This window comes from Solwaraspora sp. WMMD406 (assembly GCF_029626025.1).
GTDB lineage: Bacteria > Actinomycetota > Actinomycetes > Mycobacteriales > Micromonosporaceae > Micromonospora_E.
This window is the reverse complement of sequence record NZ_JARUBF010000001.1, coordinates 4,006,429-4,023,373: the sequence shown is the minus strand read 5'-3', so window position 1 is coordinate 4,023,373 and position 16,945 is coordinate 4,006,429. Positions and strand designations below refer to the sequence as shown.

Below are 16,945 nucleotides of genomic sequence, written 5' to 3'. Positions count from 1 at the left end.
TGTCCATAGTCACCCGCCGCAGCCGTGAGCCCCCGTAACCGGCTGCGGCGGGGCCGGTCCAGGCGTACTCCTGCTCGCGTGGCTCTTGATCTTTGCCCGAGAGGAAAAGAACAATGCTCGACGCGTTCGCGTTCATTGTCGTCGGTTTCGTGTTGGGGATTCCGCCGGGTCTGCTGCTGTGCCGTCTGCGGCGGCGGTGGTGCCCGTCCTGCGGGCACACGCTGCGTTGTCCGGAATGCGGTTCCCGACAATTCCGGACCTACAAGATCAGGAATGTGCCGCGTCGGCGGTGGCTGCCCGGCGCGGTGGGCCGATGACCGCCCCGAAGGTGCTCGGCGCGACCAGCGGTGGCGACGTCGGCGGCCGGGTCGAGCATGTGGCGCGGCGTCCGTCGTGGTGCTGCCGGGCGTGCGGCGAACCGTGGCCGTGTCCGCCGGCCAAGGACCAGCTCGTCGCCGACTTCGACCGGATCGGTCTGTGCCTGTACGCCGCGCTGCAGCTCGCCGACGCCGCCGCCGACCTGCCCGAACTGACGCCCGCGCAGCTGTTCCCCCGCTTCCTGACCTGGGCGCGCGACGCGCATCGGCGCGCCGCTGACCAGCGCCTGTCCCCTGCCTCGTCGACCCCTGCGGAGGATCCTTCGTGACACCCGACATCGTCGTCCGTTCCGCCCGGCCCGCTGAGGTCGACCGGCTGGCCTCGCTGCTGGCCGAGGCGTTCCTGACCAACCCGGTGGCGTCCTGGCTGATCAGCGACGTCTCCAGCCGCTACGTGACGTTCCTGCGGGTGTTCGGCGTCGAGCTGGAACATGCCCTGGCGCACGGGTTCGTGCAGGTGGCCGGCGACTGCGAAGGGGTCGCCGTGTGGCAGCCGTACCCGCTGGCGTTGGAGGCCGTGACCGAACACGAACGTCGGCTGCTCGGCGCGGCCGGCGTCCACTGGCCGCGCTTCGCCGATCTGCGGGCGGCGCGCGACGAGCACCGTACCGCCGCGTTGCGGTTGCCGACACCGGGCCTGGACCGGTCGGCGGACCGGCATCCGGTCGGTCAGGAGCTGGTCTATCTGGCGGCGGCACCGTGGTTGCGGCGGCGGTCGATCGGTGCGGCGTTGCTCGACGACCGGCACCGGGTGCTGGACGCCGCCGGGATCGTCGGGCACGCCGTCACCGACGAGGAGTACGTGCGGGATCTGCTGGTCCGGCGCGGATACCGTACGCCCGGTCCCCGGCACCTCTCCCCCGCCGGGCCGGCGTTGTGGTCGCTGCGCCGCGACCCGGCGTCGTCGGGGTCGCCACAGCCGGGGTCGTCGGGGTCACCGACTGCGCGGGTCAGAGCGGGTGGCGGACGATGAACGTGGCGGTCGCGGCGGACGCGCCGTCGCCGATCGGTGAGATCCGCATCTGTTTGTGGGTGTCGTGGCGCAGGTAGCGGTCCGGGTAGTTGTGCGACCGGAGCGAGGTGTGTGCGCCGCCGATGCCGTTGACCGGGCAGAAGGTGGCGTCGGCGCGGAACAGGTCGCTGCCGTCGGGCCGGTCGAGGAAGATCCGGAACTCGTAGTGCCGCAGGTATTGTCCGGGCAGGCTGACCGACTCGAACGAGACGCAGCCGCTGCTGGCCAGGCCGGCGCGGACGATGAACGTCGCGGACGCTTTGACGCTGGTGGTGCTGCCGGCGCTGGCGGGTTCGACGACGGCGATGCCGTCGCGGTGCCGGATCCGGTGGCCGGGCAGGGCGGCGACTTCCAGGCCGATCCGGGCTCCGGGGGTGAGCGTCGCGGGGGGCTTGGTGGTGGGTGCCGGCGCCGGCGGGGGGTTGGCCGGTGGCGGGTTCGCGCCGGAGCCGGGGGTCGGCGGGGCCGGGTCCGGGCTGGTGGGGTTGTCGCCGCCGGCGGCGGGCGGCCCGGCCGGGGTGTCCACGGTGGGGTCGGCGGCCGGGCTGGGCGTGGCGTCGGGGGTGGGGGTGGGGGTGGGGGTGGGGGTGGGGGTGGGGGTGGCGTCCGGGTCGGGTGTCCGGGCGGCGGGTGAGCCGGGGTCGCCGGTCGGGTCGGGGAACGCGGGTGCGTTGCTGGCACCGCTGGACGCGCCGGCGACGAACTCGCCCCGGATGGGTTCCTGGCTGCCGCCCCGGTTGGTGAGGCTGGCGGTGACGAGGATCGTCAGGGTGAGGAGCGCGGCGGCGCCGAGCATGGTGCGGCGGGGCGGGAGGGTACGGCCGGCGAGACGGTCCGGCGCGGGCGGTCCGTCCATTTTGCCGGGGCTGGTCTGACCGCCCTGGCTGCTCTGACTGCCGGTGCTGCCGGGCGCGGCGGCGTTGGTGGTGCCGGACGGCCGGCCGGGTGTCGAGGTGCTGACGGTCGGCTGGTCGGCGGTGGGCCAGTCGCCGGCGGAGTCGCTGACCGGGGTGGGTGAGACGGACCAGGCGACGTTGCCGAGGCGGCCGGGGGTTCCTTTGCCCTGTCTGGTGGTCGGGCGTTGGCCGGGTCGGCTGGGCGGCGGGTTCGCGCTGTGCCGGCCGGCAGGCGCACCCCGACTGTCGGGTTTGGTCCGTTTACCGGGCTTGGCCTGGTCGTCGGGTTTGGCCGGGTTGTCAGGGGCGGGCTTGAGCGTGCCGTCCGGGGCGGGCAGCCATCCACCGATCCGCAGCGGAAGCTGCTGGACGTCGTCCTCATCGGACATCGATGGACCTCCCGCGTGCCGGCCGCACGGCGCCCCGGACATCTCATTGCCATGCGGCGCATACCTTCTCATTCCCGCACCAGGCTCCGCCAGTACCCCACACCCTAGAAGTTGACCACTTCGCCTGGCAGCGCGATTGCGGCGCTGGGCTACCGTTGCTGAAGTGGCCGACCGCTCCGAGCGGAGGTTGTTCCGCCGGGCGGTCCCCGTGACGTGAACGGGCGACCACGATCAGTAGAGTGAGGTCTGTGTCTCTATGGATCGCAGCGACGTGGGGACTGGTCGGCAGCATCGTTGCCGAAGCGTTGAACCTCTACGGAATGATGCGACCGACCACCGAGTCCAAAGGTCGCTGGCAGTGGCCCTGGCGGAGCAAACGCGACCGGCCCATCATCATCTTCGCGGTGATGTTGCGGGCGATCGCCGGCACCGGCCTGGCTGCGGCGGCGGCCGCCGGCGGCCTGGCGACCACCGCCTTCGCCACCTTCACCTTCGGGGTCGTCGCGCCACTGTTCATCGCCAAGATGTTCGACCAGGTCCGGGTGGTCGACCAGCCACCGAAGCAGCCGGTGCCCGGACGGGAGCGGGGCGATGACGAGCAGTGACGGACTCTTCTCCCGGCTGATCGCCGCGTTGGCCGCCCGACCGGCCGCCACCACCGCGTCCGTACCGTTGCCGGCCACGACCCGGCTGGCCGCAGCCCTGGCGGCCCGCCCGGTCGTCGCCCGATCGGGGACCGCCCCCACCGGATCGGGCGTGGTCGGGGTGACCCGCAGGCTCGGCCACGGCGTCGTCGGCGACAAGCTGACCGGGCAGGTCAAGCTGGTCGTCGCCGGGCTGCTGGACACTACTGTGGACCAGCTGCGGCTGGACTCCGACGGTGACATCGGCATCCGCGCCGGTTCCGCGATCATCCTCGTACGGGCGCAGGAGGATCCGCCGCTGGTGGACGTCTTCTCGCCGCTGCTGACCGTGGTGCAGCCGACCGAGATGCTGTATCGCCGGTTGTCGGAGTTGACCAACACGATGCCGGCGGGTCGGATCTATTGCACCGGTGACACGGTGTGGGCGTCGATCCCGGTGCTGGGGGTCGATTTCCAGCCGACACATCTGCTGTTCGCCATCAAGGCGATGAAGAAGTTGGCCGACGACCTCGACGACCTGCTGCGGCAGGAGTTCGGCGGCAGTCGGTTCTTTGACGCGGAGTCCGCCGGCATGTCTCCGGTGCCGGACCCGACCGGCTATCTGCGGGGCTTGGCCGAGGCGGGCGAGTCCCCCGCCGGGCGGATCCTCGCCGACCTGCTGGCCGACCGGGGCCACGTCGACGAGTTGCGGACGTTGGCGCAGCGCGGTGACTGGCACGCGGCGTCGAGGCTGGCGGCGCTGCTGCACCAGCAGGGCGAGGCCGCCGAGGCCGAGCATTTTTGGCGGATCGCCGCCGATCAGGGTGAGCCGAGCGCGCGGACCGAGTTGGCGACCGTGCTCGCCGAGCGGGGCGAGCCCGGCGAGGCGATCGCGTTGCTGCAGGCCGGGGTCGCCGACGACGACTGGCGTGGGGTGGGGCTGCTGCTGACCCTGTTGACCCGGCAGGGTCGGCTCGACGAGGCGGTGGCGCTGCTGCGTAGCCGGTCCGGCACCGACTGAGGCTCTGCCGGCGCCGGGATCCAGGCGCTACCGCTACCGGGCGTGGGCAGTTGTTACCGGTGCTGCACCGCGCTGTTGTTGTCGCGGCCGGGCGAGCTGCCGTCGTTGTCCCCGACTCCGGGGGTGGTCTCGGTGGTGCGTTGGCTGGGCGGCGGCGCAGGGGTACCGCCGGACGGTTCGCCGACCTCGGCGCGGACCCGGGGCCGCGACTGCGGGTGCTGTTCCTGGACCCAACTGACGAGCTGCTCCCGCACCAGACACCGCAAATCCCACAAAGCGGACGAATTCCCGGCACTGACCAGGGAACGGGTACGGACGTTGCCGCCGGTGGCATCAGTGACCTGCAGGACGCAGACCCGGCCGTCCCACAGCCCGGCGGCGGCCTCGGACTCGACGAGCCGGCGCAACTCGGCACGCATCGACTCGACCGGCAGGGTCCAGTCGACGTCGACCTCGACGGTGCCCAGCACCGACGCGCCCGTACGGGTCCAGTTCTGGAACGGGGTCGTGGTGAAGTACGACGACGGCAGGATCAGCCGCCGCTCGTCCCAGATCTTCACCACCACGTACCCGAGGGTCATCTCCTCGATACGACCCCACTCCCCCTCGACGACCACCACGTCGTCGAGGCGCAACGCGTCACCGAAGGCCAGCTGCAGTCCGGCGAAGAGGTTGCCCAGGGTGCTCTGCGCGGCCAGCGCGGCGACCACGCCGACCAGACCGGCGGAGGCGAGCACGCTGGCGCCGGCGGCCCGGGCCGCCGGGAAGGTGACCAGCATCGCGCCGACGGTGAGTACGGCGACGACAGCGAAGCTGACCCGGCGGATCACGGTGATCTGGGTGTGTACGCGCCGGGCGGCCAGGTTGTCGTTGACATCGATGGGGTAACGCCGCAGCGCCGTGTCGGCAGCCAGGCCGATCAGGGTCGCGACCAGCCAGCCGCCGGTGGCGACGCTGGCCAGCATGATCGTGTGCAGGACGGGTTCGTGCCAGCCGTTGCTGGTGGCGACCGGGATGGCGAACCGGACGGCGAGCAACGCGGCGATGATCGCGCTCGGCCAGTAGGCCCGTCGCGCGGCCTCGGCCAGCAGGGTCGACTTGCGTCCGGCGATCCGCAGGATCCGGTAGACGACGGTGACGGCCAACGCCGCCCCGAGCGCCGCTCCGACAATGATCGCGATGCTTACCAGGATGTCGGACACGTCCGACCGCTCCTTCCAGCGACAGCACGGCAGCGGTCAGCTAACCACATCGACACCGGCGACCGACAAGGTGTCGATGTCCGGCGGGGCGGCGACGCCCGGCGGTCGGCGGTCGGCGGCGAGGCGTCAGGGCCGGTCAGCTTCCGGGGCGTCAGGACCGGTCGGGGTGACGTAACCGGACCGCTGGCGCGGACCAGCCGCGCAACCCGTCAAGGAAGGTCAACGACCGGGACAGCACCTCCATGGCCAGCCCGTCGGTCGGCACCGGCTGGTCGAATCCGCCGCCCGGCTCGTCGCCCGGTTGGCTGTCCAGCTCGTCGGCGAGTCGGCGGTGCAGGCGCCGCAACGCCTGCTCGGCGTCCGAAGACAGGTCCGCAGACGTGTCCGCAGACAGGTCCGTGGGGCGAACGGCCACGCCGTCGGGCACCGTACCGCCCAGGTAGCGGCGGGCGATCGTGTCCTGGGTACGCAGCAGGGCGTACGCCAACTCCTCGGCGCGCGGGCCGAGGCCGCGCCACGCGTCACAGCGGGCGGCGAGCAGCGCCGCGACGGTCGCCTCGGTGACCTGTTCCAGGGCCGGTTCGATGTCGTAGTCGGGTCGACGCGGCCGGTAGGTCAGGGCGACCAGCGGATACCGGCGTACGGTGTCGTCGATCGCCCGCAGGCTTTCCGCCCATGCGGCGCAGCGCTGCCGGGCCGCGTCGAGGCCTTCGTCGGTCAGGCTGCGCGCCAGCAGGCCGACGCCGTCGGTGCCCCGGACCTGATCGTGTACGGCGAGCGCGAAGCCGTTGCGGACGGACAGGCCGGTGATCAGCTCGATCAAGTAGGTGGCGAGGGCCGCGAACAGGGCGAAGCCCAGCGCGCCGACGCAGACGGTGAACAGCTTCTGCGCCGGGGTGTCCGGGGTGAGGTCACCGAAGCCGAGGACGGTCAGGGTGCCGGCGGCGAAGTACAGCGCGTCGTCGAAGCCGGCCGGGCCGTAGCCGGCGATCCGATGATAGCCGTCGATGTAGGGCCAGACGACGAGTGCGACACCGAGCACCAGCGGCGCGATCCAGGCCAGGAAGGTGCCGGTGACCAGCACCGGACCGGCCCACACCAACGGCGTACGGTGTGGTTCGCGACGCCGGCCGGCGATGATCGACGAGGCCCGCCAGACCAGACGGCGGACCGCGCCGGCGATGGCTCCTTCGGCATCCGGATGCAGGATCGTCAGCCAGATGTCGATCACCACGGCCGCGATCAGCGCGACGCCGAGCGTCACCCACAGGTACGTCATGGGCTGGCCTATACCCCGTCGCGGGCGCGCGTATGGTCAGCCGCGGTGGACGGACTGCACCACCTCGAACTCCAGCAGACTGGCCCCGGTGGCGACCGGTGGACGCGGCCGTTCGCCGTCGCCGCCTCCGGTGCCGGCGTGCGCCTGCCGGGCCGGACCGTTGGCCCACGCCTGGTAGGCCTCTTCGCTGTCCCACCGGGTGTAGACGAAGTAGCGGTTGTCCCCGCACACCGGCCGCAGCAGTTCGAATCCGAGGAAACCGGGCGCGTTCTCCACGGCGCCGAGCCGGGCGGCGAACCGCCGTTCGAGTTCCTCGCCGGCACCGTCCGGCACCTCGATCGCGTTGATCTTCACGACTGCCATGTGCGTCAGCCTAGCGGCCGGCGTGGGTGAAGCTCGCCCAGCTCGCCGGGTCGTCCAGGGTGGCGCTGCCCACCCGGTCCCGCAGCGGGGCGGGCATCGTGGCCGGTGGCAGCCGGTGCGGGTCGAGCATCCAGAGCTGGGCGGCGCGTAACGCGGCGGCCGGAGTCAGGCCTTCCTCACGCAGGAAGTGGTGCACCATGAAGGTCAGCATCGCGGTCGGCCGGTCAGGTACCCGCCACATCGTGGCGATCACCGATCGCGCACCGGCGGCGAGGAACGCGGTGGCGAGGCTGAACACCTCGTCGTGGTCGTCGCCGGGCACCCCGGTCTCGCAGGCCGCCAACAGCACCAGGTCGACCAGCTGCCGTTGCCGGCGACCGATGTCCAGCAGGTCACCGGCCGTCAGCTCCTGTCCGTCGGCGAGGACGACCCGCGACCGCCACGGCTGGTCGGTGTGGGCGAAGCCGTGGCAGCTCAGATGCAGCACGGATCGGCCGGTGTCGGCGGTCAGCCACCGCCGTAGTCGTTCGGTGGTGGCGTCGGCGGCCAGGTGCCGGCCGTACGGGTAGAAGGTGGCGCGGATCAGGGCGGCTTCGTCTGCGGCCGCCGACAGTGAACCGTCCGGGTCGCCGACGATCAGCACCTCACCGGTGGGCCCGGTGGCCGGGTCGGCAGAGGTGGCAGAGGTGGCCGGATCGGCACCGTCCGGATGGGTGACGCTGGCCAGCAGCCGCGCCGACGGCAGGTAGGAGACCTGCAGATCCTGTACGGCGTACCGGCCGGTGGCCGGGTCGCGGGCGGCGTGCCAGGGCACCACGCCCAGGGGTCCCATCGGGGCGAGCGCGACCCGCGCCGGCCGGCCCAGGTCCCAGCCGGCGAGGTGCTGGACGAGTGGCCGCATGCCGGCCGGCCCGGCCCAGTCGCAGAGTGCGCCGAGCGCGGTCCGCCATTGTCTGATCGCGTCCGCCGCGCGGTCGGGTCGCTGCCGGTGGTGCGCCGCCTGCCGGTAGGCGGCGATCAGCGGATGCTCGATCAGGCCGGGGCACCGCACCACCTCGGTCTGCCGGCCGACGCCGACCAGCAGGATCACGCCGCCGGTGGTCGGCGCACCGGGCAGCAGGTAGGCGATCGCGTCCAGGTCGGCGTGGTCGAGGGTGGCCTGGATCTCCGCCGGTCTCGGCGGGTCCAGCAGCCGCTGCCGGGTGTCGGCCGGGGCGGAGAGTACGTCCAGCACCCGGTGTCGCAGGTCGTCCAACGACAGTCCGTCGTCGCCGGAGCCGTTGCCGTCGCCGGCCGGTACATCGCCGCCGACGGCCGTTGCGGTTTCGGTAGCCGGGCCACCGGCGGCGAGTCCGGCGGCCGGGCCCCCGGCGGCCTGCCACTCGTCGGCCAGGTCGGCTCGGCCGGCGGCGCGTAGCTGATCCGGCACCGACCGGCCGGCGGTCGCGGCGTACACCACCAGGCCCCGGCCGGCGTCCAACGCCCGTACGGCGTCATCGAAGGCGCGGTCCCGGACGCACAGCGCGGCGGTCCGGGTCGCGGCGGCGGCCGCCGAGCCAGCTGCCCGTACGGCGTGCGCGCTGCCGGACTGCAGCATCACTTGCCAGGCGTCGCCGCGCAGGCTGGCCAGGTGCAATTCTCGTGCCTGCCGCCGATCCGCGCCCCGGCCGCCGTCGCGGGTCCGCAGCAGCGCGGCGAGTCGGCGGGTCGCCGCCCGCCAGTGGATGTTCGCCGGTCCGCCAGCCGCTTCGGCGGCTGTCCGCGCGGCCTGTACCGCCTGGTCCAGGTCGTCGCGTCGGTGGGTCGCGTCGGCCAGTGCGCGCCACAGCTCGGCGAGCAGCTCGGCGGCGTACCCGTGGATCTGCGTGCCGGCGGCCGGCGCGGCCGCGACCTGACCGGTGTCGGCGATCAGCCGACGCAGGGTCCGTTCGTCGGTTTCGCTGTCACGCTGCGCGGCGACCGCCGGCATGAGCTGGGTCATCAGCCGCAGCGGCGGCGGCAGCGGTCCGCTGCCGCCGCTGGCCGGTGCCGGCACGTCCCCGGTACGCAGGGCGGTCACCGCCGGCAGCGCCATGCCGAACAGCTCCCGGGTCCGGGGGTCGTCGGTGCTGGTGGCGAGCGTGTCGATCGCGTCGATCAGCGCGTGGACGTGCCGGGCGTCCGCGACGTCCGGATCGACCGAGCGGAGCAGTTCGGCGAGTCGGCGGACCCCGGGGTCGGCACCGCCGGTGGCCAGCGTTCCCAGGGCGGACTCGACCGCGCCGAGGTCGCCGGTCTGATGCGCCTTGGCCATCAGCAGTGCCGGGATCGCCTGCTCGCCGAGGGCGGCCATGCTCGCGGTGCTGGCGTCGAGGGCACCGGCCGCGTCGGCCGCGTCGGTTTCGGCTCCCTCGGTTCCGGCCGCGTCGACCCTCGCCGTGTCGGACCCGGCTGTCTCGGCCCCGGCTGCCTCGGCCGCCGCCTCGTGGGACGCGGTCGCGTCGGTTTCGGTCAGGGCGCGCCGCAGGTCCTGCGGTGCGGCGTACGGCGACGGACCGGCCGGGATGGTGCCCATGGCTTCGAGCAGGCCACGGGTGCCGGTCAGGTACAGCCGTACCGAGGGCGGCAGCCCGGGTGCCCGCTCGCCGGCGTCGTGCAGGTCGCGCAGCACCGGCGGTGGGATGGGACGCCATCCGGAGTCGGCGACGACGTGCGCGGCCATCGCGAGAACGGCAGCGAGTTGGTCGCGGGCCGGGCCGGGTGCCGTGGTCCGCCACAGCTGGTACGCCTCGGTGAGGATCGCCGGCCGGGCCAGGACGCGTTCGGCGTGATCGGCGGCGGACAGCGCCGTCGTCAGCCGGCGGAACTGCAGTTCGATCTGGACGTCCTCGTCCGGTGGTGATTCGGCGAGCCCGGTGGTGCTGAACTCCAGCGCGGCGTCGCGCAGCTCGCGGCGGGCGTCGACGCTGTGCTGCTGCTGGCACATCGTGGTGGCGGTCAGCCAGACCTGCCAGCGGTCGGCGGGCGTGACCAGGTCGGCGGCGCGGTGCACGGTGGCCCGCAGGTCCGGGCCGCCGGTCGGTTCCCCGGTGACGACGATCGCGTACACCAGCCGCATCGCGGCGGGCACCAGGGACTCGGGGTCGGCTTCGGGTAGCCAGACCACCGAGGCGAGCGGGGCGACGGCGGCCCGCAGGTTGTCGTCGCCGCCGGTCTCGACCAGTGCGAGCCCGACGCAGTAGGCGACGATGTCGCGGTCGTCACCCGGTGGCATCGTGGCCCAGGCGTCGGCGTGTCCGACGAGTTCGGCGAGGATCCCGTCGGCTTCGGGGTCCTCGTCGGGCAGCTCGCACCACTGGTCCCAGCGTTGCGCGATGTGGTGGGCGTCGAGCATGTCGCGGGCCTTTCCGGTGGTGTCGAGGCGGTGACCGGTGGCGGTGTGCCGGTCAGGGGCGGCCGTGCGGTCGGTGGTCATTCTGGGTCTTTCGCGGCCGTCTGATCACTCGGTCCGTCGGATCTGACGGACCCGCAGCACGTTGGCCGGAGCACGCCGGCCGGAGCGTCGTGCCGTACGAACGGCGGACCCGTCCGCCGCGAACCCTCGGGGAGGGAGCCCGGCCCGCGTGACTTGTCCGCTTCCAGTGACTGTCCGCTTCCGGACCGCTTCCGCGTTGCTGCCGGATTGCTGGCGCTCGGTAGCCGTCGGTAGGCTCGGACAACGCGGAGGGTGCGTTGTCCGGGAGGGGTCGGCTGGTGGCGCTGCGGGTGCAGCTTTTCGGTCGCGCCACGGTGGAGCGTGACGGCGTGGTGAGCCGGATGACCCCGACCGCAGCCGCCGTGCTGACCCGGCTGGTCCTCGCCGAGGGAGAACTCGTCACTGTGGACGAGTTGTTCCGCGACGTCTGGCTCTCCCGCGACAGCCTGGTCCGTCGGGAGGACCGGATTAGCGTCCAGAAGCGGATCATGGATCTGCGTCGGATCCTCGATCCGGACCGGCCCGGCGACAATTCCGAGGTGCTGCGTACCGATCGTGGCCGCACCTCGGCGTACCAGCTTCTGCTCGACCCCGACCAGGTCGACATCTGGCGGTTCCAAGACCTGGTCAGCCGGGCACAGCTCGCCGACGCACCGCAGACGATCGAGATGCTGGAGACCGCGCGACGGCTGTGGCGTGGCCGGCCCCTGCTCGACGTCGCCGGGCATCCGTACGCCGAGCAGACCGCCCGGCGGCTGCACGCGATGCGGGCGGCCGCCAACCGGGCCCTGCTGCTGGCGTACCGGGATATCGGGATGATCGACAAGGCGCTCGACGAGGGTCGGACGCTCACGGCCCGACATCCCGACGACGCCGAGTTGGCCGCGATCGTCGGCGCGCTGCGCGAGGTGGCCGACCAGCAGCCCCGCAGCATCCTGCGGCACGACGTCGGCTCGCCACGGGTACGGCTCACCGTGCTCACCGGTGACCTGTTCGCGCAGGACGACGCCCACCTGGTGGTCGGCTTCACCGACACCTTCGACACCGCCACCAGCCAGGATGTCGTGATCAACAGCGGCAGTGTGCAGGGCCAGCTGCTCCACCGCCGGTACGGCGGCGACCGGGGGTTGCTCGACCGGGAGCTGCGGACCGCGCTGCAGCACGCGCCCAAGGCGGGCGGTGAGACCCGGGCGACGAAGCGGCGGGGCAAACTCACCCGCTACCCGATCGGCACGGTCGCCGTGCTCAACCAGGACGGGCGGCGGATCTTCGCCATCGCGTACAGCCAGATGGGCAACGATCTGATCGCCCGCTCGACCCCCGACGACCTGCGGCGCAGCCTCGATCGACTCTGGTCGGCGGTGGGCCGCCACGGTCAACTGGGTGTGGTGGCCATGCCGCTGATCGGCACCGGGCTGGCCCGGATCGACTCGATGAGCCGAGGGGACCTGCTGACCACGATCGCGCGGTCGTTCGTCGCGCACTCCCGTCGCGAGTTCGTCACCCCTGAGTTGCGGATCGTGCTACGGCCCGGCGACGTCGGACAGATCGACCTGCTCGCGGTGACGGCGGCGGTACGAGCGTTGTGACCTGTGGCAGATCGGCCGCCGTCAGATGGTCTTGACGTCGGCTCGGTTCTCGCAGTGGTCAGCGCGATCCGGGCCGGCGTCGTCAGCGCGATCCGGGCCGGCGTCGTCAGCGCGATCCGGGCCGGCGTCGGTAGGCGGCGAGGTCGGCGAACCGCCCCGGTGCCAGCCAGTCCGAGCCCCGGTCGTCGACCGGGCAACCGGCTTCCTTGAGCCGTACGGCGATCTTGCGGCGGCATTCGGGTCCGTCGTCGAGCCGGATGAAGTTGAGACCACCGAGGTCGGCCACCGGTCGCAGCTCACCGACCTGGATGACCACGGTACGCGTCGGGTACGTCGCCAGCGCCATCCCCAGCTCCAGCAGCACGTTGGGTCGGGCCTGCATGCCCCGGTGGAACTCCGCGTCGGAGTCCGCCGGTGTCCGCAAGCTCGGATGCAGACTCACCTCGTCGTCGGGAGTCAGCAGGACCACGGCTGCCTGGGCCAGCCGTACCGCACGTCCGACCACGTCTGCGAGGTACGGCGCGGCGCTGCCGGAGGCCGCGACGAGGGACTCCCACTCCAGCGGGCGTAGGTCCAGGGAACGCAGGAAGTCGAACATCCGATCCCGGACCACTCCATCGCGGCCATGTACCACGAAGACGCCCCGGCTGGCGTCATGGTCCGCCGGGCGCGGCGGCGGGTCGTCGGCCGGCGACCGTGCCGGACTGTCGTCGACGTGGACCTGCAGCTCCTGGTAGGCGGCGTCGTCGCCGAGCTGCCGGGTGAACCAGTCCGCCATCGCACGGTCGTCAGCGAACGGGCCGGCGCCGGTGGTCGGTGCGCCGTCAACGACAGCGGCCATGTTCGACCGGGCGATCTCCACCGTGCGGCGCATCCGCAACATCACGGCTCGTCGGGCCGCAGCCGTACCGGACGTGCCCGTCATACTCGCCGATCGATCGCGCTCCCAGACCCTCAACTGGTAGCGCAGCTTGGCGGTGTGCAGCAGGTAGCGGGCCAGCGGCGGGATCGCCACGCCTCCGTCGGACCACAGCCAGTCGCTCAGGTCCGCGTCGTGGCGGGAACCGGCCGCGACGACCAGATGCCGGTACGCCCGCGAGTCCCGCCGAGGAGTCAGCTCCCAGACCGCGAATGCCGGATCGATCTCGACGCCCTGCTCCCACCAGGAGTCAGCGGTCTCGACGACCGGCAGGGCCCGCGCCAGGAGCCGGCCGAGCCGGGCGGTCGAGGTCGGCTCCGGAGATCCGAGAAGGGCGACGAACAGCCGGTCCTGGCCAAAGGCGGAGGTGGTGGCATCGGACGCCGTACCGGTGCCGGACCCGGCCTCGGCGGCGGTGAGTCGAAGCACGTCACGCCAGCGTCGTTCCAGAGTCAGCCAGGTCGAGCCACCCTCGCCGGTGCCGGTACCGGCTTCAGCGCCGGCACCGGTGTCGGCATCGGTGTCGGCGTCAGACGCCATGCCCGGTGCGAACGCCATGCCCGGTGCGAGCGCCACCGACAGGTTCACCACGTCATGATGGCGGCGCAGCAGCGACTGGAACCCGCCGACCGGGTGCTGCTGCGCGGCGAGCGCCGACTCGTCCCCCGGCGGCACGGACACATCCGCCCAACCCGTCGGTAGGTGGTCGGACAGACCGGTGCCGGCGATCGGGTCGGTCATGCCGAACACCTGCCGGCAGTACGCCCACATCAGTTCGACCTCGTCGACAGCGGCGGCGGCAGCCGGCCCGTCGAGCGGGAAATACTGGTGAATCACCAGCTGCTGGTCAACGATCTCCGGGGCGGTCATGTCGTCCCTCGGTCCCGCCGGCGGTGTCGGTGTGGGTGCCGGGCGGCGCCAACGCGTGCACCAGCTGGTTGAGCCGATCCCTGGTCCGAGGTGGCGGCGCGGTCCGGGGCCGACCGGTGACCGGCGAGACACGGTCCTGGACGAACTCGACATCCACCAGCGCCTGCCGGAACCCGGCGGCGTCGCCGACGACGAACGCGCGGTCCAACGTGGCCAGCAGGTCGTCGACCTCCGCCCACTGGGCATCCGCGTGCTGCCATCGATACACGTCCCGCAGGAGCAGGACCGCCTCCGTGGTCAGCGCGGCGGGGATCGGGCCGGCCGCGTCCGTACCCGCTGCGGTGTGCGTCGCCATGCCCGCCGATGGTAGTCGCTGGCCAGCAGGGGCCTCCGCCTGGCGGACTGTCGGCCTGCCGACGGAACGGTCGCGGCGGGACCGCCGGGGCGATGTCACCCATCCCCCGGGGCGGCCCCGCCGCGACCGACCGGTCAGCCCTGCTTGGCCCAGTCCCCCAGCGACCAGTCCCGTACCTCGGGCATGTCCTCCAGGTGTTCCACCACGTACGCCTCGTGCTCGGCGAGCTTGGCCTCGCACCACGCCTTGAGGTCGGCGGCGCCGCGCGGCAGCCGCCGGGCGTTGTTGATCGCGTCCATCACCAGGTGGTACCGCGACGCCCGGTTGCGCACCGTCATGTCGAACGGGGTGGTCGTGGTGCCCTGCTCGATGAAGCCGCGCACCCGGAACCGGTCGGCGTCCGGACGGCCGTGCACCAACTGGTGGATCGCGCCCGGGTAGCCGTGGAAGGCGAACACCACGTCGACCGAGTCGGTGAACAGCTCGGTGAACATCGTCTCGGTCATCCCGTGCGGGTGGTCCTTGGGCCGGGGCAGCGTCATCAGGTTGACGACGTTGACCACCCGTACCTTCAGGCCGGGCAGGCGTTCCCGCAGGATCTGCGCGGCGGCCACCGTTTCCATCGTGACCACGTCGCCGGCGCAGGCGAGCACGATGTCCGGGTCAGTCGCGCCGTCGTCGGTGCCGGCCCACTCCCAGATGTCGGCACCCTTGGCGCAGTGCTCGATGGCCTGCTCCATCGTCAGCCACTGCAGCTGCGGCTGCTTGTCGATGACGACCAGGTTGACGTAGGACTTGGACCGCAGGCAGTGGTCGGCGACCGACAGCAGGCAGTTGGCGTCCGGCGGCAGGTAGACCCGGGAGACGGTGCCCCGCTGGTTGAGCACCACCTGGATCAGACCGGGACCCTGGTGGGAGAAGCCGTTGTGGTCGTTACGCCAGGCGGTCGACGTCAGCAGGATGTTGAGGCTGGGCACCTTGGCCCGCCACGGCAGGTGCGCCGCCTCCTGCAGCCACTTGCCGTGCTGCACCGTCTGCGAAGCACTGACCATGGCGAACGCCTCGTAGGTGGCGAACATGCCGTACCGGCCGGTCAGGTTGTAGCCCTCCAGCCAGCCGTGGCAGTTGTGCTCCGAGAGCACCTCCATCACCCGGCCGTTGCGGCTGATCGCCGTGTCCGACGGGTAGACCTGCTCCATGAAGCCCCGGTCGGAGACCTCGAAGACGGCGCCGAGGCGGTTGCTGTTGGTCTCGTCCGGGCAGAACAGCCGGAACCGGTCCGGGTTGCGGGTGTAGATGTCGCGCATCAGTTCGCCGAGTTTGCGGGTCGACTCGGCGCGCAGCCGGGCCGGCTGCGGCACGTCGACGGCGTACTCCCGGAAGTCGGGCATGTCCAGGTCGCGGGTGAGCAGGCCGCCGTTGGCGTGCGGGCTGGCGCTCATCCGCAGACCACCGTCGGGGTTGACGCCGGTCACCGTCGCGGTCGGTGCGCCGTTCGCGTCGAACAGCTCCTCCGGCCGGTACGAACGCAGCCACGTCTCCAGGATCGCCAGGTGGTCGGCGTTGTCGCGGACACCGGACAGCGGCACCTGGTGCGACCGCCAGGTGCCGGTGACGGTGATGCCGTCGACCTGTTCGGGGCCGGTCCAGCCCTTCGGCGACCGCAGGACGATCAGCGGCCAGCGGGGGCGGGAGCCGTCCCAGTCGCCGGAGCGGGCCGCCGACTGGATCGCCCGGATCTTGCCCCAGGCGTCGGCGAGGGCGGCGGCGAACCGGTAGTGCATCCCGGGCAGGTCGTCACCTTCGACCTCGATGACCTCGTACCCGTGGCCTTCCAGCAGCGAACGGACCTCGCCGCGCTCCTTGCGGGCCAGCACCGTCGGGCCGGCGATCTTCGCGCCGTTGAGGTGCAGGATCGGCAGTACGGCGCCGTCGTGGGCCGGGTTGATGAACGACACGCCTTTCCAGGAGCCTTCCAGCGGTCCGGTCTCGGCTTCGCCGTCACCGACCACGGCGATCGCCAGCAGGTCCGGGTTGTCCATCACCGCGCCGTAGGCGTGCACCAGGACGTAGCCGAGTTCGCCGCCCTCATGGATGGAGCCGGGCGTGGTGACCGAGACGTGGCTGGGGATGCCACCCGGGCTGGAAAACTGGCGGAACAACCGCAGCATGCCGGCCTCGTCCTGGGTGACGTCCGGGTAGATCTCGCTGTAGGTTCCTTCCAGGTAGCCGGCGGCGACCAGCGCCGGGCCGCCGTGACCGGGACCGGTGAGGTAGATCGTCTGCTGTCCGGTGTGCCGGATCAGTCGGGACACGTGGGCGTAGATCAGCGACAGGCCGGGGCTGGTGCCCCAGTGGCCGAGCAGCCGGGGCTTGATGTGCTCAGGCGTCAGCGGCTCGCGCAGCAGCGGGTTGCCGCGCAGATAGATCTGCCCCACGGTCAGGTAGTTGTTGGCTCGCCACCACGCGTCCAGCTGCGCCAGCTCGACGTCGTCGGGCGCGGCGAGGACGCGCAGCAGCTCCTCACCCGGTACGGCGTGCGTGCGCGGTTCGGTCAGGGCAGTCACGAGCGGATTCCTCCCTCATCGGGTAACAC

General features: G+C 72.2%; 13 protein-coding genes. 5 read left to right on the top strand and 8 right to left on the bottom strand.

Features of this window, described 5'->3' with window-relative positions; genetic code table 11:
- The first annotated feature begins 313 nt into the window (after positions 1–313).
- Together O7632_RS17690 and O7632_RS17685 are read left to right on the top strand one after the other, a co-directional pair.
- Positions 314–646 carry a hypothetical protein gene (locus O7632_RS17690; RefSeq protein WP_278115735.1) on the top strand — a complete coding sequence of 111 codons (333 nt, stop codon included), beginning with the start codon at positions 314–316 and terminating at the stop codon, positions 644–646.
- Entirely contained in the window at positions 643–1,350 is a 708-nt protein-coding gene (locus O7632_RS17685) for a hypothetical protein (protein ID WP_278115733.1), read from the top strand. The genes O7632_RS17690 and O7632_RS17685 overlap by 4 nt, the downstream gene beginning before the upstream one ends.
- Here the strand turns inward: O7632_RS17685 and O7632_RS17680 are convergent.
- On the bottom strand, positions 1,328–2,674 hold the full coding sequence (locus tag O7632_RS17680) for an AbfB domain-containing protein (RefSeq protein WP_278115731.1): 1,347 nt from the start codon (positions 2,672–2,674) through the stop codon (positions 1,328–1,330). The genes O7632_RS17685 and O7632_RS17680 overlap by 23 nt on opposite strands.
- Positions 2,675–2,922: 248 nt before the next feature.
- On the opposite strand from O7632_RS17680, the gene O7632_RS17675 reads away from it, so the two are divergent.
- Positions 2,923–3,279 carry a hypothetical protein gene (locus O7632_RS17675; protein ID WP_278115729.1) on the top strand — a complete coding sequence of 119 codons (357 nt, stop codon included), beginning with the start codon at positions 2,923–2,925 and terminating at the stop codon, positions 3,277–3,279.
- Positions 3,266–4,318: a hypothetical protein gene (locus O7632_RS32255; RefSeq protein WP_347403580.1), complete on the top strand. Its 1,053-nt coding sequence runs from the start codon at positions 3,266–3,268 to the stop codon at positions 4,316–4,318. The genes O7632_RS17675 and O7632_RS32255 overlap by 14 nt, the downstream gene beginning before the upstream one ends.
- Before the next feature lie 53 nt (positions 4,319–4,371).
- Here the strand turns inward: O7632_RS32255 and O7632_RS17665 are convergent, their stop codons facing one another.
- The 4 genes from O7632_RS17665 to O7632_RS17650 all read right to left on the bottom strand — a co-directional run bounded on the left by O7632_RS17665 (position 4,372) and on the right by O7632_RS17650 (position 10,616).
- Positions 4,372–5,511, bottom strand: a complete 1,140-nt coding sequence (locus tag O7632_RS17665) for a mechanosensitive ion channel family protein (RefSeq protein WP_278120139.1) — start codon at positions 5,509–5,511, stop codon at positions 4,372–4,374.
- A 160-nt stretch (positions 5,512–5,671) separates the two neighbouring features.
- Complete coding sequence (locus tag O7632_RS17660; RefSeq protein ID WP_278115727.1) at positions 5,672–6,799, bottom strand: potassium channel family protein; 1,128 nt, start codon at positions 6,797–6,799, stop codon at positions 5,672–5,674.
- A gap of 36 nt (positions 6,800–6,835) precedes the next feature.
- Positions 6,836–7,162, bottom strand: coding sequence for an antibiotic biosynthesis monooxygenase (locus O7632_RS17655; RefSeq protein ID WP_278115725.1), 327 nt, complete (start codon positions 7,160–7,162; stop codon positions 6,836–6,838).
- A gap of 10 nt (positions 7,163–7,172) precedes the next feature.
- A complete protein-coding gene (locus O7632_RS17650; protein WP_278115723.1) occupies positions 7,173–10,616 on the bottom strand; it encodes a CHAT domain-containing protein in 3,444 nt (1,147 codons plus the stop codon).
- A 257-nt stretch (positions 10,617–10,873) separates the two neighbouring features.
- Between O7632_RS17650 and O7632_RS17645 the strand changes: the two genes are divergently transcribed.
- Positions 10,874–12,205 (top strand): macro domain-containing protein, encoded by a 1,332-nt coding sequence (locus O7632_RS17645; RefSeq protein ID WP_278115721.1) that lies wholly within the window; start codon positions 10,874–10,876, stop codon positions 12,203–12,205.
- A gap of 106 nt (positions 12,206–12,311) precedes the next feature.
- Here the strand turns inward: O7632_RS17645 and O7632_RS17640 are convergent, their stop codons facing one another.
- The 3 genes from O7632_RS17640 to O7632_RS17630 form a co-directional block, all read right to left on the bottom strand.
- Positions 12,312–13,994 (bottom strand): CATRA conflict system CASPASE/TPR repeat-associated protein, encoded by a 1,683-nt coding sequence (locus O7632_RS17640; RefSeq protein ID WP_278115720.1) that lies wholly within the window; start codon positions 13,992–13,994, stop codon positions 12,312–12,314.
- A complete protein-coding gene (locus tag O7632_RS17635; RefSeq protein ID WP_278115719.1) occupies positions 13,972–14,349 on the bottom strand; it encodes a CATRA system-associated protein in 378 nt (125 codons plus the stop codon). Before O7632_RS17635 ends, O7632_RS17640 begins: the two co-directional genes overlap by 23 nt.
- Positions 14,350–14,483: 134 nt before the next feature.
- Positions 14,484–16,868: a phosphoketolase family protein gene (locus O7632_RS17630; RefSeq protein ID WP_278120137.1), complete on the bottom strand. Its 2,385-nt coding sequence runs from the start codon at positions 16,866–16,868 to the stop codon at positions 14,484–14,486.
- Between the last annotated feature and the right edge of the window lie 77 nt (positions 16,869–16,945).